The organism is Arthrobacter sp. Bi83 (genome assembly GCF_918698095.1).
In the GTDB taxonomy this organism is placed as follows: Bacteria; Actinomycetota; Actinomycetes; order Actinomycetales; family Micrococcaceae; genus Arthrobacter.
The window spans coordinates 61,232-82,250 of sequence record NZ_CAKKLY010000005.1; the positions used below are offsets into that span (position 1 = coordinate 61,232).

Sequence of the window (21,019 nt, forward strand, 5' to 3'; positions counted from 1 at the left end):
GGGGGCGCGGCGGCGCCGTGCGCCCCCTCCAGTTCCTCGCTGTGCTGCCCGCCGGAAGTGCGGACCTGTCCGGATTCTGATCGCTTCACTCCGTGGCACGGGCACCTCCGGGGCCCCGCCTGATGTAACTGGACAGCGTCATAGCCGTCACCGTGTCCGTGACGCCGGGAATGGCCGCAATCTGTTCCCAGATCTCCTGAACCCTCTCCAGCGACCGGGCCTCGACCCTCACCAGCAGATCAAAGTCGCCGCTCACAACATCACACAAGACCACTTCCGGAATCGACCGAAGGACGGTGATGACGTCCGACCCCCGCACCCGGTCCTTCCTGTAAACCATCAGGAAGGCGGACACCGGCCCCTGCCCCGGTGGGCCGGCAACGATCGTGTACCCCTGGATATACCCTTGCCGTTCCATCCGTTCGATCCGTTGGCGCACGGCATTCCTCGACAGCAGGACTTTGGTCGCCAGCTCCGCGTGGCTCATCCGAGCGTTCTTCGTTAGCTCCGCAAGAATCCTCTGGTCTATCTGATCAAGGCTCACTCGATCCATGCCTACCCTTCACACGAAAATTTTCCCCGGCACACCCAGAACCGAACCAACTCCACGACCGAAAGCACTCGAAAAATGACACTTCTGCAGCAAGACAGTCCACCTCTCACTGGCATTAGCTGCGTCCTGTTCGACATGGACGGGACGCTGCTGGATTCAGCACCCGGCGTTACGGCAAGTGCTGCCCGAGCCCTGGCAGCCGTAGGCGCGCCGGTCCCCGCGATGGACAAACTGCGGCAATTCGTCGGCCCGCCGATGATCGAGTCCTTCAGAACAGTCTCACAGCTGGACGACATAACCGCCCAAAGGGCCCTCCAACACTACCGCAAGGCATACGCCGACCACGGCGCTGAACAGTCCAGCCCATACGACGGGATCATCGAGCTGCTTGACCACCTGCACTCGGCCGGCATGCCGATGGCTGTGGCCACATCCAAGGTGGAAGACCAAGCGGTAAGACTCGCACGAAGGTTTGGAATCGAAGGCCACTTCATCAACATCTGCGGAGCGTCCGACCGCGACGGAAGAGCGAGCAAGGCAGAGGTCATTGCCGAATTGCTGCTCCGCCTTCAATCCGAAGGCATAGACATCTCCAGTCCCGTAATGATCGGAGACCGGAGCTACGACATCGCCGGAGCCGCCCAACACGGAATCCCGACAATATTCGCGCACTGGGGATACGGGGACGCGGGCGAAGCGTCGCAGGCGGCCGCCGTTGTCTCCTCTCCTGCAGCCCTGCTGCCACTGATCGAGGCCAACCGCCGCCCGTCGGATGAGCACAGTTCTGCCAAGAGGTCCTGGCCGTGATCACCGTGCTGTTCGAACAGGAGGGCTACCAGACGCTCTCCCGCCAGGCCATGACGGACGGGAAGCTGCTGACCGTCACGGCCCGACGTGAGTAATCAGAACCTCCGGGGGCCGTGAAGTTGCCAGGCTTCAGTCGATGAGCACCGGAGGCTCGGCGCGCTCCGAAGACTCGACGCGGCCAGGGGCGGCGTTGGCAGAGCGCTTCATAGAACGGTGGTGGAGCCAGTTCGCCCCCGCGAGAAGCGCAACGAGTGCGAAAGTGCTCAGGAGCTGGGGACGGGAATCCTCGCCGATGAAGCCCACCGTGAAGATCGCCGCGAGGATGACCAGACCGAAGCCCGTGAGCCACGGGAACCCGGGCATCCGCAGCGGAAGCACCGTTCCCTCGCGGTCGGCGCGGAGGCGCAGCGCGAGCTGGGCCAGGAGCGCAGACGTCCACACCAGCAGGCACGTCGAACCCACAATATTCAGCAGGACGGGAAGGACCTTCTCGGGGAAGGCAAGCTCCAGCACCACCGTGACCACACCGAAGGCAACGCTGGCCAGGACCGCGACAACCGGAACCCGCGCCTTGGACACGGAGGCAAGCAGACGCGGCGCTTCACCCCGCTCGGCCAGGGAGTACGCCATCCGCGACGCACCGTAGAGGTTGGCGTTGAGGGCGGAAAGCAGTGCCGCCACGGCCACCAGGGTGATGGCGGTGGCCGCGCCGGGCATGCCGGCCGCATCCAAGACCGCGGCGAACGGGCTCTTCAGCCCCGCCGAACCCACGGGAACCACCGCCGCGATCACGAAGATCGCACCGATGTAGAAGACCAGGATGCGCCACAGCACGGTCCGGACTGCCTTCTTCACGCTGCGAGCCGGCTCCGCGGTCTCGGCTGCCGCAACCGAGACGATCTCGGTGCCGCCGAACGCGAAAGCCACCACGAACAGTGCCGTGGCAATCCCGGCAAAACCGTCGGGCGCGAATCCGGCACCCGTGAAGTTGGACAGGCCCGGCGACTGGACGCCCGGCAGCCAGCCGAACAGCAGCGCAGCGCCCACCAGGAGGAACCCGACGATAGCCGCCACCTTGAGCAGCGCAAACCAGAACTCGAACTCGCCGAAGTTCTTCACACTGGTGAGGTTCACGGCAGTGAGCACCACGATGAACACGAACGCCATCAGCCACACCGGCAGCGCCGGGAAGATGGTGGCCAGCAGGCCTGCCGCACCGAGCGCCTCGGCCGCGATCACGACCACGAGCTGCAGCCACCACAGCCAGCCCACCGTGGCACCGGCCACCGGCCCGTAGGCCTTGGCGGTATAGACGGAGAAGGCACCGCTGTCCGGATTGGCGGCGGCCATCTCGCCGAGGGCCCACATCACCAGGATGATGAGGGTGCCGGCCACGAGGTAGGAGATCAGCACGGCCGGGCCGGCCGCCTGGATGCCGGCGCCGGAGCCGATAAAGAGGCCCGCGCCGATGGCGCTTCCCAGGCCCATCATCGTGAGCTGGCGGGGTTTGAGTGCGGCGCCCAGGGGGCGGGCAGACGTCATTGTCTGTTGTTCCATGGAGAGTCCTCTGGTTGTAGGTGGAACGGATGGGATTTCAGGTCAGTCGGTTTTCAGGCCGTGAGAGCTTCCAGGAGCCGGAGCACGCGATCGTTGGAGGCAGTGTCGGCAACGGTGATCCGCACACCGTCCCCCTGGTACGCCCGGACCAGGATGCCCGCGCGGTCAAACGCCTCCACCAGCCTCGCCCGAAGGCTTTCATCGGCACGGATCCACAGGAAGTTGCCCTGGCTCGCCTGGAGGTTCCAGCCCTGGGCTTCCAGCTGCGCGGCCATCCGGACGCGTTCCTGCCTGACGGCGGCTACCCGGGCTTCCATCTCCTCCCCCGCATCCAGCGACGCGATGGCAGCCTTCTGGGCCAGCGCGCTCACGGAGAAGGGAAGGGCTGTCCGGCGCAGTCCCTCGGCGATGTCCGGTGCCGCCACGGCGTATCCCACGCGCAGGCCGGCGAGTCCGTACGCCTTCGAGAAGGTGCGCAGGACGCAGACGTTCGGGTACTGGCGGTAGAGCGCCAGCGAGTCGGGGCCGGTGCCCGCTTCGGCGTATTCCACGTAGGCCTCGTCGACCGCCACAAGGATGTCCGAGCGGACGGATCGCAGGAAGGCCTCGATGCGTTCATGGCTGATCGGCACGCCGGTCGGATTGTTGGGGGTGCAGAGCAGGATAACCTTCGTGCGGTCAGTGACGGCCGCGGCCATGGCATCGAGGTCGTGCCCCTCAGCGGCGTCCAACGGAATGCGGACCGGCCGGGCGCCTGCCAACTCAACCAGGATGGGGTAGGCCTCGAAGGAGCGCCACGCGAAGATCACTTCATCTCCGGCGTCGCAAAGGCCGGTGATGATCTGCTGGAGGACGCCGACGCTGCCGGGTCCCACCGCCACCTCTCCGGACGTGACGCCGAGGTGGCGGGCAAGCCGTTCGCGGAGTTCGACGGCGGCACTGTCCGGGTAGCGGTTCATGGTACCGGCTGCTGCGGCCACCGCGGCGGCGGCAGCGGGCAGTGGTTCGTAGTGGCTTTCGTTGCTGGCGAGGGCCGCAATGTCCAAGCCGGCGCTGCGCCGGCCCGGGACGTAGGGCGGAAGTCCGGCCACAGCGCCGCGAAGGGTGGGAAGCGCGGTGTCCGGTGCGGTCAGGAGCTGATCACGGGTCATGAGGACTGATCATGATTGTGACCCCGCCCACATTGCAAGATACGCTCAACCCATTGGGACTTCTGCTCAACTTCTAGCGTCTGTGGTGAAAATATGACCATCCCGAGCCCCCGCACCGTGGATTCCCTCGACGGCAGGATCATCCTGGCCCTCGACAAGGATCCCGAAGCCAGCGCCCTGGCACTCTCGCGGACCCTCGGCGTCGCACGGAACACGATCCACGCCCGGCTGGCACGGCTCGAGCGCAGCGGCGCCCTCCGCTCCTTCAGCCGGAGACTGGATCCCGCCGCACTTGGCTATGACCTCATGGCTTTCCTCTCGCTGTCCATCAGCCAGACGCGGACAGGTGCAGTGGAAGACGGGCTCGCCGCTATTCCCGAGGTCATCGAGGTGCACGCCACCACCGGGGACGCGGACCTCATGGCCAAGGTGGTGGCACGCAGTACGGCCGATCTCTACCGCATCACCAACGAGATCCTGGAAATCGAGGGGATCCAGCGGACCAGCACGGCCATTTCCGTACTGGAACTCATGCCGCCCCGCTACGACGGCCTCCTGAGCCGGCTCTCCGAGCAGGAAACCCGCGCTTCCCACTAAATGCGGGTGATGCACGCCACAATTGCGCATATTATCAGTTCAATCTAGACCCGCCTGCCAAATATCCCAATCAAACTCGCCTCTCTTGCCTATCTGTGCACCAGCCCACAAGATTCCTGCATGACTTTAATTACCGTCTCCGGCCGCGTGGCGCAGGTTCTCAGCACCTATCTCAGCGATGTATTCGGCGTGATGGGCAACGGAAACGTCTACTTCCTGGACGCCGCGGAAAAGCTGGGCCTTCGCTTCTCCCCCGTCCGCCATGAAGGGGCCGCCATCGCCGCGGCCGACGCCTACTACCGGACATCAGGACGTCTCGCAGCGGGCACCACCACCTACGGCCCCGGCTACACCAATGCGCTCACCGCCCTTGCGGAGGCGGTCCAGGCCCAGATCCCCGTGGTGCTGGTCACCGGGGACGCGCCGAGCAGCGGCGCCAGGTCCCAGGACGTGGACCAGGCGGCAATCGCCGCGGGCCTCGGCGCGGCGACCTTCACCGTCAGCCGCGACGCCGCGGGCGCCATCACGCAGCAGGCGGTGGAGTACGCGCTCACCAAGCGGACCGCCGTCGTCATTGCCATTCCCTACGACCTCGCGGCACTCGAGGCTGCGGACGAAGAGCTTCCGGTGCCGTCGGCAGCGAAGGTGACGGACGACGTCGACGGCGGACTCGGGCAGGCAGCCCGGCTGCTCGCCGGGGCGAAGCGGCCGCTGATCCTGGCCGGCCGCGGTGCGCATCTCGCCGGCGCCGGCCCGGAGCTCCGGGAGCTTGCCGACCGCCTGGGCGCGCTGACCGCCGGAACCGCCCTGGCGCTCAACCTCCTCGAAGGCGAGGGATACCTCGGCGTCGCCGGCGGCTTCGGCACGGACACCGCGGCCGGGCTTATGGGTGAGGCTGATGTGGTTCTCGTGGCCGGGGCGAGCCTGAGCCCCTTCACCATGCGGTTCGGGCACCTGATCGGCCCGGACAGCACTGTCATCCAGATCGACGCCGCCCTGCAGCCGACGCACTCCCGGGTGGACACGTTCGTCAGTGCGGACGTGAAGTCTGCTGCGGGACGCATCCTCCGGATGCTGGATGGCCCGGCCTCGCCGGACGCCAGCCGCGCAGGAGCCTGGCGCGCGGAAGCCCGCAAGCGCCTGGCCGAAGGACCGGCCCACCACCCAGGCTCCGACGAGACCCCGGACGGCCGGCTGGACCCGCGCTCCCTTGCCACGGCACTGGATGCCGTCCTGCCGGAGCGCCGCACGGTGGTCCAGGACGGAGGGCATTTCGTGGGCTGGGCACCCATGTACTGGCGTATCCCGAGGCCGCAGGACCTGGTCATGGTGGGGACCGCCTACCAGGCCATCGGGCTCGGCCTTGCCAGCGCCGTCGGGGCAGCCCGCGCAGTGGAGGACGGCCGCACCCTGGTGCTGGCCTCCGGCGACGGCGGCTTCCTGATGGGCCTGTCCGACCTCGAATCGCTGATTGGGGCGGCGAGGAGCGCCGTCGTCGTCATCTACAACGATGCCGCCTACGGAGCCGAAATCCACCAGTACGGCTCCCAGGGCCTGACCGAAAAACCCATGCTGATCCCCGAGGTGGACTTCAGCGGTATCGCCCGCGCGCTCGGTGCGGAGTCGGCGATCATCCGCTCGCTGGCGGACCTTTCCGCGCTCGAGGAGTGGATCGACGCCGGCGCCAGGGGAACATTCGTGGCCGACTGCCGGATCACGTCGAGCGTGCGGGCCCCGTGGCTGAGCGAGTGGATGAAGGCCAAGGAGGAGGCGAAGGCGGCGGTGGCGGGCTAGCTAACCCTGGCGATAACGAAGTGATCAGGCATGCCAGGCGAATGCCACCCGCACAGTCCCGTTGAAACCCCTAGCCTTGGAACATCGGATACAAAGCCTCATCTGCTGTTCCAGGCTCCTGTTTCCGGTTAATCCTTGAAAACCACCCCGGAAAGGTATGTACCCATGCGGATACTCGTCGTCGGAGCCGGAGCCACAGGCGGGGCGTTCGGCACGCTCCTGCAGGAAGGGGGACGGGATGTCACCTATTTGGTGCGGCCGCGCAAGCAGGACGTCCTTCGCCGCGACGGGTTACGCTTCATCTCCCCCACCGCTGACCGGACGCACCCGGTAAAAACCATCACGGCACCGGACGGGTCAGAGGCCTTCGATCTGATCCTCGTCACGGTCAAAGCCACCGCGGTCGAGGGCGTACTCGGCGAGCTTGGCGCTTTCGTGGGGGCTGGAACCAGCATCATTCCCATCCTCAACGGCATGGCCCATGTGGACCGGCTTGAGCAGTTGTACCCGGGCCACGTGCTCGGCGGCCTGGCCCGGATCGTCGCCACTCTTGACGGCGATGTGGTCCGCCAGCAGATGCCCCTCACTTCCCTCACGGTGGGCGGGCTCAACGGAAACCTTGTCCCTACGGATGTTTCCGAGGCTCTGGACGTGCCCGGCGTCGACTTCTCGGTAGTGGACGACGTAGCCGGCGCCCTGTGGGAGAAATGGGTATTCATCGCGGCCGCGGGAATCGTCAACTGCCTGTTCCGGGCGCCGGTTGGACGGATCATCGAGGCCGGCGGGCGGTCCAGGATCCTGGAGGCCATCAGTGAAACCGAAGCGGTGGCGGCGGCGGCAGGACATCCCGTTTCCGACGCCGGTCATGCGCAGGCGGTCGGTATCCTGACTGAACCGGGATCGGCGTTCACTTCCTCCCTGTACCGGGACCTCAGCGCAGGTCTCCCATCGGAAGCCGAGCACATCCTCGGCGACCTTGCAGGCAGAGCCCGCAGCCTCAACGTCCCGACGCCACTGTTGGAGCTCACCCTCATCCAGATCAGGGCCAGCCTTCCAACCTGAACCACCACTCCGGCGCGGCCAGCAGACGGCGGAGCCAGGGTCAAGAGCCGGCGAGCTGATCAACCGGCGACGCCGTGCTCTTCCCGCTGCCACAAGACCGGACAAGACCCTCTTCCCAGCAGAACTCGCGTCTAGGACCCCCCAATGGAGCCTTCGTGGCCGACTGCCGCATCACGTCGAGCGTCCGGGCCCCGTGGCTGAGCGAATGGATGGAGGCCTCCCGGGCCGCGAAGGCTGCGGTGGCGGGGTAGTTGCCCGGCTGGCACGAAAAAGGAGGCCGACGACGACACCCAGTGTCGCCGTCGGCCTCCTTTTTATGCCCGGCGGTGCTATCCCCCGCAGGCCGCTGGACCCTATGCCGCCATTGGAAGCGATACGTAGCTGCCCTCGATGACGCTGGCGGCAACAACGGGAGTGCCGTCCACTGTGACATAGCTGCCACGGGTGACGGGGGGCAAGTTTCGGCCGCCGGCGACGGTGACATAGCTGCCCTCGACGCCGACGGGGAGGCTGCCGGCGGGGAGAGTCACGTAGCTGCCGCCGCGCACTGCGGTGTCAGCGACAGTGATGCCGGTAGCGTTCGTGAGAGTGGTTTCGGTGGTGGATGAGGAGGTTGCGGGGCGTTCGGTCAGCAAAGTCATGGGTTCTCCGTGGGGTTTCGGGATGAGGGCCATACAGGTTCTTGTGCCGCTCAAGCAGGAGGGCGGTTGCGCGTCGTGTCGCTTGCCCCGCTGGCCCGGGTATGTTCACCGGTGCGGTACTCAAGGGCTACGGTGGCCTGCGCCTAACTTTACGGCTTAATGTGAGCTACTCAAAATAAGGTGGGGAGACTCACGTTGCCAGCGCCGTCGGGGCAACCCGCGCGGCAGAGGACGGCCGCACCCTGGTGCTGGCCTCCGGCCACGGAGGTTTCCTCACGGGCCTGTCCGACCTCGAATCGCTCATTGGGGCGGCACGCAGCGCCGTCGTCGGCACCCAGCCCACGCGCCGCCGTCGTACTCCCCGACCGCGGCCGCTGGCCAGGTGACCTGACGGCTACGCCCTATCGCACCGGACTATCGGCGAACAAGCCGCCACAGCGAGGTGACCTCGGCCGTGCGCGCCTCGAACAAGGGATCGTCGCGGTCCGATGCCTTCGGATGCGTTGGCTTGGTGTCTAGCCGTTCCACAACCTTCAGCCCAGCCGCCGCGATGGCGGTCAGCAGATCGTCACGCGTCCGCAGGCCAAGGTGCTCGGCCAGGTCGGAGAGGACAAGCCAGGCCTCACCGCCCGGTTCCAGATGGTCGGAGAGTCCGTTCAGGAAGCGGAACAGCATCCTGCTCCCGGGGTCGTAGACGGCGTTGTCCAGGGTGGAATGCGGCGTGGCCGGAATCCAGGGCGGGTTGCACACGATGAGGGGTGCCCGCCCGGGCGGGAACATGTCGGTCAGGACGGCCTCAGCACGGTCCTGGACGCCGAGGTTCCGGAAATTCTCAGCGGCGCAGGCGATTGCACGCGGTTCATTGTCCGTCGCCACCACGCGGTGGACGCCACGGCGGGCGAGGACGGCAGCGAGCACCCCCGTGCCGGTTCCGATGTCGAACGCCAGCGTGTCAGAGGGCAGTGCAGCGGCAGCCACGAGATCCACATACTCGCTCCGGGTGGGGAAGAACGTGCCATAGTGCGGGTGGATGCGGCCCTGCAGGGCATCGACGTGGACGCCATTCCGTCGCCACTCGTGGGCGCCAATGGCCCCGACAAGCTCATGCAGGGACACAATGGAAGGTTCGCCGATATCGCCGTACGCTTCAGCGGCGGCCTGCCGAATGTCCGGTGCGCGGCGCAGCGGCACCACCGGACCCGGATCAAGAGGAATCAGCAGCAGGCCGAGAATGCGTGCACGGTGCGAGCGGGACTGGCGGTGCCGATAGAACTTATCGGCCGGAGTTGCTGCGGTCTCTTTCTTTCCGGCGCCTATCCGCCGGTCCATGGCGTTGAGGATCTGCCGTGCGTTGTGGAAGTCACCGTGCCAGAGCATCGCGATCCCCTGTGACGCCATCCGGTTCGCATCATCGGCCGTGAGAGAGTCGGAGACCACTTCGACGCGCGTCGGCGCCGGTCTGCCGTTCGCCGAACGCCATCGCGCGGTCATGCTCTCACCAGCCTCGGCCCAGGTCACGACGGCGGGATCATTCATCGCAGCTGTGCGCGCGGGCTTGAGGACCGGCGTCGGGATTCCCACGGGAACTGGCTTGTCGGTAGTGATAAAGATCCATTCCAAGAGTCCGGGGGGCCAATCGGAGACTGACGATTGCGGCGGTGATTCGACAACGTGGATGGCTACGCCCAAGATTCCGGACCGTCATCCGGCCGCGAACCGAGCTTGGTTGATGGCCGCTGGAACCATTCAACCTGCATTGTCAGGATACAGGTGTGCCGTGGCCGCCACCCGACCCCCGACCCGCCGTCAGCGTACCCAACACTTCGGCCGCTTCCACCTCGTCCCGGATCCCGCCGGCGGCCATCACCTTCACCGGCAGGTGTCTGATCTTGTCCCGGAACGCGTCAACCGTGGCGGCGCTTCGGGGCCACACGCTTACAGGTGGCGAGCGGGCTCTTCGCCGTCGGCTCCCCCGGCCGGGACGTCCTGCTGCCATTCACGTGGCTCTACACGGCGCTGTTCACCGCGTTCGGGGTGGGCGTCTGGAACTCCGTGCGCGGCACCCGCCCTGCGCATCGGCGGAGGCCTGCTCACCGGGTACGGGCTGTCGAACGTCATGGGCGCCCTCTACCCGCGGACGCTGGGGGACGCTGCTCCATTCCCATGCATATCCTCGCCACCAACATCCAGCTCGCCCTCATGGCCGCGGCAATGTGCTTCGTGGCCGCAGGGTTCCACGGCCGGAAGCGCGCGTATTCGATCGTCTCGCTCGCGTCTTCCGCGGTGATGGGCATGGTGGCGTTCATGGCGGCCCCGGGGCCTAACGTCGTGCTGGGCATCAGCGAACGGATCAGCATCTGGGGCGTTCCTGCTCTGGGTAGCGGTCCTCGCAGCCGCGTTGTGGAAGCGGCCTGCGGCTGGGGTGCCGCAGGCGTAAATGCTGCAATCAAGAACTGCCGAGATTTTACTTACTTCCCCTCGAGAAGTAGTTAAATCCATGCAAAAGTTTCTAGCCCAAGACCGGCATGACTTCAGATCGTGAGCTGGTGTCCTTAATATGGCCCAAAAGGCCGGTCATAAAGAAAATAAACCTACCCCTTCTGCCATCATTACGAAATGACAAGATCAGAGCTTCCGGGGGCAAGCTCACAGCAGACTTCGCCCCATCAGCCACAGCAAACTCCTCTCGCGCAACCGAATTATGATTCGGCAACGATGACGCCTCCTCCCGAACCGACGAAGGTAAAGAAGCAACGCAACGTAATTGGACTCATTGCGCTTGTTACCGCGGCACTTGGGTTCATTTTTGCCTGCATTCCCGGCGCTCTCATTATCGGCTGGATATTGCTGCCGATTGCATTCGTTTTGGCCATAGTCTCCCTCTTCCTCAAGGACAAGGCCAAGGGGATGGGTATCACTGCCCTAATCCTTTCAATCGTTGGAACGATCGTCGGATTTACCGTGTTCTTTGCCGTCGTCGCGACGTCGGCATCCAACGCTTTCGGCGGCGGCGACACCAAAGTGGCAGCACCGTCCGGCGATGCAGGGGGCACTCCTGGACCAGCAGAGAGCAAGCCCGCCGCCCAGGCCGGAACCCGCGAAAATCCTTCGCCGATCGGGTCGGTCGTCGAATCGAAAGACTGGCGCGTCGTAGTCAACTCAGTCACTCTTGCTGCTTCTGATGCAGTTGCAGCGGCCAACCAATTCAATAAGCCCGCGACTGCGGGTTCGCAGTATATCTTGGTGAATTACTCAGCGACCTATATCGGCAATGAGGCCAATGGGCAGATGCCGGCTTTCGTATCCGTCGACTACGTCACCGCAGACGGGAAAACCGTCAATCGACTCGACACCAGCGCCGTTGCACCCGAGGCTATCGACACCACGAGCACTCTATATAAGGGTGGTACCGCAACCGGCAACATCGCCATTCAAGTGCCGACCGCCACGGCCAGCAAAGGCGTCCTTGCCGTCAGGCCGGGCATGATCGCCGACAAAGTCTTCATAGCCGTTAAGAAGTAACACTTATAGAAAGCGTTCAAGGCCTCCGGCGAATTTGCCGGGGGCCTTGCCGTGCTTTGGGGAGGAACTCCGTACGAGGCAACCGCGCCCTGCGCATCCGTGCCGGCCTGCTTACCGCCCACGCTGTGGAACATCATGGGCGCCCTCTACCCGCGGCAATGTGTTTCGTGGCAGCGGGGTTCCACGGCCGGATGCGGACGTATTCGATCGTCTCGCTCGTCGCTTCTGCGGTTACGGGTATGGTCGCATTCGCAGCGGCCCCGGGACCGAACCTCGTGCTGGGCATTGGCGAAAGAATCAGCACCGGGGCATTCCTGCTTTGGGTAGCGGTCCTCGCAGTCGCACTGTGGAAGCGGCCTGCGGCTGAAAGGACATCACAGGTTTAGGCTCGATGCTTCTGGCTTCAGCTCGTCCGGATACTCCTTTCCGAGACTGGACCAAAGTCCCTGACCTGACCACCAGCGCCAGACGTACCCTGGCCGCATGAAGCGTGTCGTCGTCGACCATTTCGGCGGTCCAGATGTCCTAAGAGTGGTGGAGGCTGACGATACCCGGCCGGGTCCGGGCGAGGTCCGAGTCAGGGTTCTGGCTTCCGGCGTGTCATTCACCGACTCCCGACTGCGCGCCGGCACGTATTTCGGCGTGCCGAAGCCGCCGTTCACTACCGGCTACGAGTTGGTCGGCGTCGTCGACCAGTTGGGCCAGGGCTGCACCAGGCTGCGGGAGGGACAACGCGTCGGAGCACTGACGGTATGGGGTGCGAACGCAGAGCTCGTCTGCGTTCCCGAGGAGGACGCGGTGGAGGGACCCGAGGACCTCGACCCGGCAGAGGTCGTGGGCCTCGTCTTCCCCTACATGACCGGCTGTCCGGTTCCGCCAGATCACGACGGCGGTGCACACCACCTGCTGCTGGGCTTCAGCCTCTTCCTCATCCTGGGCACCGCGGTCCGCCGCGCCCGGGCCAGTCATTCAGCCAGCCCCGACAATCATCCGGCCCTGACCCCGACGGCGCTGTTCGCCGTCGTACTCATGACCGGTCTGGGGGCGTTCTTCCTCATCTACGTCTCCGCCGTCGTCCGGCCGGGGCCAACGGCCCTCTTTATTCCGACGCGTTCGGCAGCCTCGGGCGCGGCCAGTCGGAGATGCCGATGGTCATCACCCGGGCCAGCTACCTGCTGACCACCGCGCTGATCATCACCCCCTTCCTCTTCACGTCTCCGCGACGAGGCGCCCGGCCCGCGGGGTCGTCACCCTGCTGGTGGCCGCTGCACCATGGCTGCCCGTCGCGATGCTGGGATTCCACACGTATTCAATTACCGGAGCCGCGGGCGCCACCGTTGCCGCCGTCGTGTCTGACCTGCTGCTGGCCCGGCTTCCGGCCCTCACGGGAGGAATCGCGGCGGTCCTGTGGTCGGGACAGTTCGTGGCGCCCGCGGTGACGGACGCGATCCGCTGGCCCGTCTCCCTCTGGCTGGGCGCGGTGGTGCTCAGCGCCGCGGTGGCCGCGGGCCTCGCCCTCCTCGCCTCCTGGGGTCCGGCGGGTTCGGTGGCTCCGGCGGGTTCGGTGCCGGACTCCGCCGCGCGGTAGCGGCCTCTCAGAGCCAAAGGAGAAGGCAGTTCCTACCACGGCAGCAACCGATCTTCGCAAGATGACCGCACAGCCGACGTGAACCCGCCGGCCGAACCGGTGCCGCAGCCGTACTGCCTAGTGACGGCGCTCCTAGACCGTCTTGTTCCGTGGAAGTATTCACCTATGACTATCGATGGCGACACCGCCAAACTCCTAGCCTTCATTGACTCCCACGGCATCGACGCCTCGACTGAGGTTAGCCGTGGTTGGGCTTCCATCGGAGCGATCATTGTCGATGCCTCCTTGCAGCGACGCCAAAATTACGAGGCAACCGTAAAGCCGCGCGTTGTCGCTCTGGTTGCCTCATGGCCAGATGCAAGAACCACAAGTGGGTTCCGGAAACGTCTTGCTACGGGAACCCTCTCGGACGTCATCGATTGGCCATCGCCGGGCCGCCTCGCTCAGATAGACGACTTAACGTGTGTGTTTGAGGATCAGGGCATCGAAACTGTAGAGGAACTCCGCGCCAGACTCACTGACCCAGCAGAAAGGCCGGTTGTTCGTGATGCCCTCGCAGCTGTACGTCATGTGAGCCCCAAGACGCTGGACTACATCGACAGTCTCAGTGGACTCTCAACGGGGGTGACTACTGATGTGCGGATACGAAGAGTGGCCGAGACCGCCGGTATCGAGGACACCTCTTACGACAACATGTCGGCCGTGATCCGCGCTGCTGCAGAGTCACGAGGGTGGCGCGCTGCGGACCTGGACGCTGCACTGTGGCACTTCGGTATTGAGAGCGCCCCGGCATCATCCACGTAAGGATTTGAGAACTCGTCCCCGGTCAGAGGCACGAACCTGGTATCCGTGGAACTACACCACCTTCGTTTAGTTCGGGCCCCGAACCGGTCAGCGGGGAGGGGTAGGCCCGCAGGGCGCGATGCCGGCCGGCATGGACGGGGTGAATATGAGGCTGCGCGTAGTCTGGCCGGGACGCCAATTCCCATTGCTCCTCCCGTTCGTGGATCGCCCGCCCACGCCGGCAGTGACTACGGCCTACTCCCGCATTTAGCCACACGTTCTTGGGGTCAGATCGCTCCCGTCAGGCTCAAGACCCATTTGGCCGGATCCAGGCAGCGAAACGGCGCTATCCCCCGCGGGTGGAGCGATTCCCCGCGAGGGGCCTCCCCCAGTGCGGACACGGCGAGGCAGATGAGCAGTTCCACCAACTGGTGGGCACCGCGGCGGGGCTGGCACCGCGTCGGAGTTGGGGACCGCCGTCGAGGTTTACCACGAGACGCTGGCCGAGCTCTATGCCTATTTCATCCCCTACTCGATCGAGCTGCTGCACAAATCAAACTGCGACCACGTCGCGCTCGTGGCAGCCCTGCGCGCCGGCCAATGGGACGAAGCCGAGGTCGCCCGCAAGCACGTGGACATCCTGCACCGGACCATGTTCATGGGCCTGGCCGAGGGCGGATCCGCCTCCTCCTCCCCTGCCTAGAACACGGCCGCCCGGAATGCTCTGGAAAGCCCCTTTATTCCCTGCACAGGCGCGGTTTTCAGGAGTAGGATTTGGGCGTCGGCAGAAGTCCGGCGACTCCTGCCGCGAGGCCGGTTCTCCATCTGAAGAGCCGGTAACCAGCGTGAAAGGCAGACCAATGACTACCGCTTCACACCCCACCGAGCACCACCACATGATGGGGCTGTCCCTCCACAACACCGCCATGGGTCTTGGTGCGGTTTTCCTGCTGGTTGGAGTCCTCGGGTTCATCCCGGGAATCACCACCAATTACGGCGCCATGAACTTTGCCGGACATGAGTCCGGGGCAATGCTGCTTGGAGTCTTCCAGGTGTCCGTACTGCATAACATCGTCCATTTGCTGTTCGGCGCGGCCGGCATTGCAATGGCCCGGACCGCCCAGATGGCCCGCTGGTTCTTGCTCGGCGGCGGCGCGGTCTACGTGGTTCTGTGGATCTACGGCCTGTTCATTGACATGGACGGGGGCGCCAACTTTGTCCCGCTTAACACTGCCGACAATTGGCTGCATCTGCTCCTCGGCGTCGCCATGATCGGTTTGGGCCTCTGGCTCGGCAGGGATGCGATGGAGAGGACTAGGGGAAGCGCCACATAGCGCCACCCACGGTTCTGAATAACCGACGACGGCGGCCGTCCCCCGGGCGGGAAATCTGCACCGGGGACGGTCTGCCCTCTGCGTCCGCGGCTCCCGATGCAGCCTGAACACGGATGCGTATTCCCGGCTGATCCGGACTGGAACGTCACGTTGACGTGGCAGTCGTTCCGGTCCAGCCACCGATCCAACTGGCAAGGAGATCATCATGCTCGGAGAACAAATCGGGGAACTCAACGGCGAGACCATCAGCACGCGGGTTCTGGAAGACACTGGCCGCGGTCCGCGCACCGAAGTGACCGACCATCAGGTCGGCACGCTCTGCGGTGTCCAAGTTGACGTCAATGTCACCTATGTCGGCACGATTCGTCCCAGCGGCACAGTCGTCGGCAACGGAAACGGATTTGTGGTCACCGCAAGCGGGCAGACAGCCACCTTCACCGGCCACGGGGTCGGTAGCTTCACCGGTCCGGGTCAACTCACCTGGCGGGGTGCATTGTTCTACGAAACCACGTCAGACGAGTTGAGCCGCCTCAACGGGATCGCAGTCTTGTTCGAGTACCAGGTGGCGGACGGCAAGTCCGAAGGCCGCCTTTTCGAGTGGAAGTAGAGCGACGTCGACCGGTTCCAATCCTGCCTCCGCCCCAACGCCGGACCCTTCACGCTATCCGCTAATTACTCCTGTCCGCGCCTTCCAGACCAGCCGGCCGCCGCGGAAATCCGATTCCCGGCCGCCGGGAACCGGGTACTCGTCTGTCACTGGATAGCCGAGCCGGCCTTTCTCCCAGCCCAGCGCCGCCCACCTGGCCCGGATCGCTCCGTGGACCTCATGCGCGCCGGACTTCGGCGACCAGTAGATCGAAGCCCCACCCGAACCTGAGAAGTGGGTATACCGCCCCACCCGGTCCGGGGTGCCCATCTCGTCAGTCAGCGGATAACCGAGCGGGCCTTTCTCCCAGCCCAGCGCCGCCCACTTGGTCCGTATCGCTCCGTGAACCTCATGCGAGCCGGTCTTCGGCGACCAGTAGATCGAAGCCCCACCCGAACCTGAGAAGTGGCTGTACCGCCCCACCCGGTCAGGAGTGCCTTTCTCGTCACTGGTTGGATAGCCGAGCGGGCCCTTCTCCCAGCCCAGCGCCGCCCACTTGGTCCGGATCCCGCCGTGGACCTCATGCGCGCCGGTCTTCGGCGACCAATAGATCGAAGCCCCACCCGAACCGGAGAAGTGGCTGTACTGTCCCGCCCCATCCGCAGTGCCCGTCACGTCGGTGGTCGGATAGCCGAGCAGGCCTTTCTCCGAGCCCAGCGACGCCCACAAGGCCCGGATGGCACCGTGCACCTCATGCGCACCGGTCTTCGGCGACCAATAGATCGAGGTCCCGCCCGAACCGGAAAAGTTGCTGTACCGCCCCACCCCATCCGGCGTGACCGTCACGTCGGTGGTCGGGAAGCCGAACATGCCCGTGGCGCCGCCCGCGGCCTTGTAGCTGGTGTAGATCGCTGTATGGACCTCATGTGCACCTGTCGCCGGTGACCAGCAGATCACCCCGCTGACGAAGTCCTGGCACTTTCCATCCGCGACGGCGTACTGTCCGGTGAGCGCGCGCCCGAGGGACGACGCGGGGCGGCCGGCACTGATCTGTTGTGCCTTGACGGCGATTGGGTCGTCGGTGCCGTTGCCGGTGAGCATCACCTTCAGCGCGCCTTGGCCGTCATCGGTGGTGATCAGATAGAAGGTGTCCTGTGTGCCGGCCTGCCCGAGGGCCGTCGGCGTGAAGGTCACGCTCTGGAACGCGGATTCACCTGGCGGAATGGTGAGGCCCTCGGAGATGGGCGCGATCGTCGAGAAGTCGCCCTGCGGCGCCTTCGCCTTGGTGATCATCATCGGGATATTGCCGGTGTTGAGGATGGTGAAGTCCGCCGTGGCTGATGTTCCGACGGGGACGTCACCGAAGTCCAGCGCGGGCGGCATGTCCAGGTGCGCCGTGCCGGACACGGCGGTCGCGGTCAGCGGCACGGTCACGGAACCGCGGTCGCTGACGATGACCAGCGAGTCGGCCACCGGGTCCGCCGTCGTGGGGCTGAAGGTCACAGACACCGGAACCGACGCGAGGGGTTGGATCTGCTGGCCCGCTACCGGCAGCGTGGTCGGGTCGACGCTAAGCTCCGCGTTGGCCGGCAGGGTGACGCCGGTGATCTCGACGACGGTCGCACCGGTGTTGACGATGTTGACAGTTTGCTGGCTGCTCGTCAGGGTCGGCACGTCAGTGAACAGGAGCGCGGCGGGGGTGGCGCCCAGGCCGTCTCGTGTGCCGACGCCGTGGATGCCCAGGAGCACGGTCTCGCCGTCGGCCGTCGTGACGGCCAGCGTCCCGTCAGCCTGCCCGGGAGCTGTCGGCGAAAAGGTCACCGGGACGGTCAGGCTATCACCACTCTGCAGGGTGCCGGTCAGGCTGCTCGAAGCTCCGATCCCGAACGGCGCCCCTGTTGTGACGGAGCTGAGCGTCACCGCCCGGGTGGCGGTGATCGTGACATTGCCGGTCTGGGTGGCGCCCACTTCGGCTGCGCCCAGGTCGGTGTCCGCCGCGCCCACGGCTGCAGTTGTCGGGGCGCCGAAGCCATGCACGTGGCCGTCGCGGGTGCCGACGTACACCCGACCGTTGTCAGTGGCCACCGAGGAGAACTTGGCGGCTGTGCCTAACGGGGCACTGAACACCTGTTGGAGGGACCCGGTGGTGTCAGGGAGGGCGCGGTAGGCCCGCAGTTCCGCATTGACCCCGGTTGCTCCGGTGGAGTAGACCGCCCAGACAAGGGCGGAGGACCCGTCCGTGCCGGAAGAGGTCACCGCTGGCGCGCCGGAGGTGTACCCGAATGTGCCTGCGGACGTCCCGACGGAGGCGAGCAGGATCCCGCCCGTGCTGGTCGGCACAAGCTTGAACGCGCGCAGAAAACCCCTGTTCTCGACGGTGTAGAGATACCCGCCGTCGGCCGTCCCGAGAAACGCGGGCCGTCCCCACACCCCGTTGTACGGTCCGGCTGCGTCGAGGACTGCATCGGTTCCGCCCGGCCCCTGCGCCATGCCGCCCAGATTGTCCCGGTCCAGCAGGTAGACGTGGCCGTCCTTGCCGACCTGTGCCAGCAGGTGCGGGTGCTCGGCCGTGCCATAGCCGTCAGGGATGGCAACCGGGGCCCCGGAACCCAGGTCGGCGTCGCTCTGGTCCAGCTTGAGGTTGTTGGCGGGGCTGAAGAAGTCGGTTGGGCTCAGGTTGCCGTCACTTCCAACCTGGACTCTGACCACCGATTCCGCCAGGGTGCTGGGAGGAATGTTGCCCGGGCCAGCCTTCGGGGAGATGCCGTTCCCGGTGGCGAACAGGATTTGACCGGGGCCGTCGGATACCAGCCCTCCGCCGGACTGCCAGATTCCGCCCTCCGCGTTGGCGTTCCCTGATTCCGTGGCCCACATCGTTGTCTGCCGTCCGCTGGTGGACACCCCGATGACGTAGCCGACGAAGGGGGTGTAGTCGCAGTGGCTGGCGAAGCCCGCGTACACCACCCCGTCCATAAGCAGCAGTCCGGGCCGCTGCATGGCGGTCATCGCATTGAAGGGGCGGGTCGGATCGTTGGTGGGGGCGCCGCTGATGAGGACGGGGAACCCGGGCCTCTCCGCCCCGGTCACTTGGTCGAGGGAATGCATGTACCAGTGCGGGAGTTGCGGGCTGGCTCCGTCGTTCGTCTTCGCCAGAAGGAAGACGCTGTTTGTTTCCGGGTCGAACACCGGAGTGGAGGTGATTCCAATGTTGGGCGTGAGGTCACCGCAGCTGACGGTCGACGCCGGCCAGGCCGGCCCGAGGGAACGCTGCCACTTCGTCTCCCCTGTGACACTGTCCAGCCCGTAAACGGCATTGTTTTCCGTCGCGGCAATCACGGTGCCGCCGACAACGAGTGGCTGGGCGTAGACCTGTCCGTCCACCGCAGTGGAGAACAGCTTGCCGAAGTTCGAGGACGAGACGGACGACGGCGAGAGCGTGCTCTCGGTGCTATCCCACCCGGTCCGAAGCGTGTCGCGGCCAATCGTGCCGACGTCCGCGGCGGCGATTCCGCTGACGGACAGGCCGGCGAATGCAAGGGCTGCCGACACAAGAGCGCTCCACGCGCGTCGGCGTTGCAGCGGCAAAGAGCGCCGCGAGCGTCCTTCTCCCTTCGCGGCCTCGTTAAACATTGCCTGCCCCGTATGAGGAACCGTGGCCGCCGAAGCGCCTGGAGGACACCTTTGTAGCCGAGGCGCGAGTCAACGCCCCAGTTTCCCGTTGATCGCGCATGTTTGAGACCTGCTTCAGACCGTCGTTGGACTAGGCGCCGTGTCCGGTGCAGTTAAGTGCATCGGGCCCGGTAGTCCTGAGCGGGGCTCCCAAACCACCAACTTCAGGACCATCCCACTGTCAGCGTCGCGCCCTAGGAAAAAATGGGAGTCGACCCGCAAAAAACTCATTCCCACCCCCTAAGAAGGGGGTTGATGCGTCGCAACCTGGTCCGCCGGAGGTGATCGCGTTGGCTGCCGGCCGTATTGCCGGCGGCATCAACGTGGCGAAGCTCGCCGCCGGGCCCTGCTGCTAGGGGTTCCACCCACGGCCTAGCCATAATGCGTAAAACCAAGATAATGTATTCCTTGTTTAAGGATGCACATTCCTCCTGCCCGGCACAGCCGCCGACAGGGAGGGACTGCATCACCTCCCCGGCGCGCCGCCGCCGCGAAAGGAACCACCATCATGAACTACGCAAGCTTCGTATCCCCAGACGGCTCCCCCACCTGGGGCATCATCGCCGACGGACGGGCCTACGATCTCGGCCCCAGCGGAGCCAACCTTGCCCGCACACTCCGCGCCGCCGTCGAGCAGGGCATTTTCGGCACCGTCGGTGAAGAGTTCCGCAGCGCCCCGTCCCGCGAGGAGGCGGACATCGAGTTCCTCCCCGCCGTCACGGATCCCGGCAAGGTCATCTGCATCGGCGTGAACTACCGCAGCCACCAGGAAGAGTCCGGCAAGACGGAGCAGAAGGCCCCCACCATCTTCACCCGCTTCGCCGACTCCCAGATGGGCCACCTGCAGCCGGCCCAGATGCCTGCCACAACCACCAAGTTCGACTACGAAGGCGAAATGGCCCTGGTCATCGGCAAGGATGCGTTCCACGTCGCCGAAGACGACGCCTTTGACTACGTTGCCGGCTATGCCGCCTACAACGACCTCAGCGTCCGCGACTGGCAGCTCGCGGCCTCCCAGTGGATCCCCGGCAAGAACTTCCCCGGCACCGGCGGCTTCGGCCCCTACCTCGTCCCGGCTGCCGACCTGGGCGACGTCAACGCACTCACCCTGGAAACCCGGGTCAACGGCGACATCCGCCAGAAGGCCTCCGTGGCCGATCTGTACTTCACCATTCCGCAGCTGATCGCCTACGTCACCGGCTTCACCAAGCTCTCCGCCGGCGATGTGATCGTCACCGGCACCCCCGGCGGCGTGGGCCTGTTCATGGAACCGTCCGGGCTGCTCTCGGAAGGGGACGTGGTCGAGGTGGAAATCACCGGCCTGGGCACCCTGAAAAACACGGTGGAACTCGTCTCCTGACCTGCCCTGCTCCCC

General features: G+C 65.5%; 20 protein-coding genes. 13 read left to right on the plus strand and 7 right to left on the minus strand.

Going from position 1 to position 21,019, the window contains the following annotated elements; translation table 11 throughout:
* Positions 1-85: 85 nt before the first annotated feature.
* A complete protein-coding gene (locus tag LQ144_RS04525; protein WP_056635630.1) occupies positions 86-553 on the minus strand; it encodes an Lrp/AsnC family transcriptional regulator in 468 nt (155 codons plus the stop codon).
* A 75-nt stretch (positions 554-628) separates the two neighbouring features.
* On the opposite strand from LQ144_RS04525, the gene LQ144_RS04530 reads away from it, so the two are divergent.
* Positions 629-1,360 carry an HAD hydrolase-like protein gene (locus LQ144_RS04530; protein WP_230117373.1) on the plus strand — a complete coding sequence of 244 codons (732 nt, stop codon included), beginning with the start codon at positions 629-631 and terminating at the stop codon, positions 1,358-1,360.
* A gap of 129 nt (positions 1,361-1,489) precedes the next feature.
* Here LQ144_RS04530 and LQ144_RS04535 read toward each other — a convergent pair whose 3' ends face one another.
* Positions 1,490-2,917, minus strand: coding sequence for an amino acid permease (locus tag LQ144_RS04535; protein ID WP_230117374.1), 1,428 nt, complete (start codon positions 2,915-2,917; stop codon positions 1,490-1,492).
* A gap of 53 nt (positions 2,918-2,970) precedes the next feature.
* Entirely contained in the window at positions 2,971-4,068 is a 1,098-nt protein-coding gene (gene hisC / locus LQ144_RS04540; RefSeq protein WP_230117375.1) for a histidinol-phosphate transaminase, read from the minus strand.
* A gap of 93 nt (positions 4,069-4,161) precedes the next feature.
* On the opposite strand from hisC, the gene LQ144_RS04545 reads away from it, so the two are divergent.
* From LQ144_RS04545 to LQ144_RS04555, 3 genes are all read left to right on the plus strand, one after another.
* Positions 4,162-4,665, plus strand: a complete 504-nt coding sequence (locus LQ144_RS04545) for an Lrp/AsnC family transcriptional regulator (RefSeq protein WP_230117376.1) — start codon at positions 4,162-4,164, stop codon at positions 4,663-4,665.
* 120 nt (positions 4,666-4,785) lie between these two features.
* The gene (locus LQ144_RS04550; RefSeq protein WP_230117377.1) at positions 4,786-6,459 is read left to right on the plus strand and encodes a thiamine pyrophosphate-binding protein; all 1,674 of its coding nucleotides are present in this window, start codon (positions 4,786-4,788) and stop codon (positions 6,457-6,459) included.
* 165 nt (positions 6,460-6,624) lie between these two features.
* Positions 6,625-7,521, plus strand: a complete 897-nt coding sequence (locus LQ144_RS04555) for a 2-dehydropantoate 2-reductase (RefSeq protein WP_230117378.1) — start codon at positions 6,625-6,627, stop codon at positions 7,519-7,521.
* A gap of 353 nt (positions 7,522-7,874) precedes the next feature.
* On the opposite strand, the gene LQ144_RS04560 is transcribed toward LQ144_RS04555, so the two are convergent.
* The 3 genes from LQ144_RS04560 to LQ144_RS04570 form a co-directional block, all read right to left on the minus strand.
* Entirely contained in the window at positions 7,875-8,162 is a 288-nt protein-coding gene (locus tag LQ144_RS04560; protein WP_230117379.1) for a hypothetical protein, read from the minus strand.
* A 414-nt stretch (positions 8,163-8,576) separates the two neighbouring features.
* A complete protein-coding gene (locus LQ144_RS04565) occupies positions 8,577-9,743 on the minus strand; it encodes a class I SAM-dependent methyltransferase (protein WP_230117380.1) in 1,167 nt (388 codons plus the stop codon).
* A gap of 354 nt (positions 9,744-10,097) precedes the next feature.
* Positions 10,098-10,280, minus strand: coding sequence for a hypothetical protein (locus LQ144_RS04570; RefSeq protein ID WP_230117381.1), 183 nt, complete (start codon positions 10,278-10,280; stop codon positions 10,098-10,100).
* A 45-nt stretch (positions 10,281-10,325) separates the two neighbouring features.
* Between LQ144_RS04570 and LQ144_RS04575 the strand changes: the two genes are divergently transcribed.
* The 8 genes from LQ144_RS04575 to LQ144_RS04610 all read left to right on the plus strand — a co-directional run bounded on the left by LQ144_RS04575 (position 10,326) and on the right by LQ144_RS04610 (position 15,996).
* Positions 10,326-10,655, plus strand: coding sequence for a hypothetical protein (locus LQ144_RS04575; RefSeq protein ID WP_230117382.1), 330 nt, complete (start codon positions 10,326-10,328; stop codon positions 10,653-10,655).
* A 123-nt stretch (positions 10,656-10,778) separates the two neighbouring features.
* Positions 10,779-11,684, plus strand: a complete 906-nt coding sequence (locus tag LQ144_RS04580; RefSeq protein ID WP_230117383.1) for a DUF308 domain-containing protein — start codon at positions 10,779-10,781, stop codon at positions 11,682-11,684.
* Between the two features lie 483 nt (positions 11,685-12,167).
* Positions 12,168-12,863 carry an alcohol dehydrogenase catalytic domain-containing protein gene (locus tag LQ144_RS04585; RefSeq protein ID WP_230117384.1) on the plus strand — a complete coding sequence of 232 codons (696 nt, stop codon included), beginning with the start codon at positions 12,168-12,170 and terminating at the stop codon, positions 12,861-12,863.
* 79 nt (positions 12,864-12,942) lie between these two features.
* Positions 12,943-13,272, plus strand: coding sequence for a hypothetical protein (locus tag LQ144_RS04590; RefSeq protein ID WP_230117385.1), 330 nt, complete (start codon positions 12,943-12,945; stop codon positions 13,270-13,272).
* Between the two features lie 165 nt (positions 13,273-13,437).
* Entirely contained in the window at positions 13,438-14,076 is a 639-nt protein-coding gene (locus LQ144_RS04595; RefSeq protein WP_230117386.1) for a hypothetical protein, read from the plus strand.
* 445 nt (positions 14,077-14,521) lie between these two features.
* Positions 14,522-14,758 (plus strand): hypothetical protein, encoded by a 237-nt coding sequence (locus LQ144_RS04600; RefSeq protein ID WP_230117387.1) that lies wholly within the window; start codon positions 14,522-14,524, stop codon positions 14,756-14,758.
* 157 nt (positions 14,759-14,915) lie between these two features.
* Complete coding sequence (locus LQ144_RS04605) at positions 14,916-15,389, plus strand: DUF4383 domain-containing protein (RefSeq protein WP_230117388.1); 474 nt, start codon at positions 14,916-14,918, stop codon at positions 15,387-15,389.
* Positions 15,390-15,594: 205 nt separating this feature from the next.
* Entirely contained in the window at positions 15,595-15,996 is a 402-nt protein-coding gene (locus LQ144_RS04610) for a hypothetical protein (RefSeq protein WP_230117389.1), read from the plus strand.
* A 54-nt stretch (positions 15,997-16,050) separates the two neighbouring features.
* Here the strand turns inward: LQ144_RS04610 and LQ144_RS04615 are convergent, their stop codons facing one another.
* Positions 16,051-19,524, minus strand: coding sequence for a choice-of-anchor D domain-containing protein (locus LQ144_RS04615; RefSeq protein WP_230117390.1), 3,474 nt, complete (start codon positions 19,522-19,524; stop codon positions 16,051-16,053).
* Positions 19,525-20,152: 628 nt separating this feature from the next.
* Between LQ144_RS04615 and LQ144_RS04620 the strand changes: the two genes are divergently transcribed.
* Positions 20,153-21,004 carry a fumarylacetoacetate hydrolase family protein gene (locus tag LQ144_RS04620; RefSeq protein WP_230117391.1) on the plus strand — a complete coding sequence of 284 codons (852 nt, stop codon included), beginning with the start codon at positions 20,153-20,155 and terminating at the stop codon, positions 21,002-21,004.
* Positions 21,005-21,019: the final 15 nt, after the last annotated feature.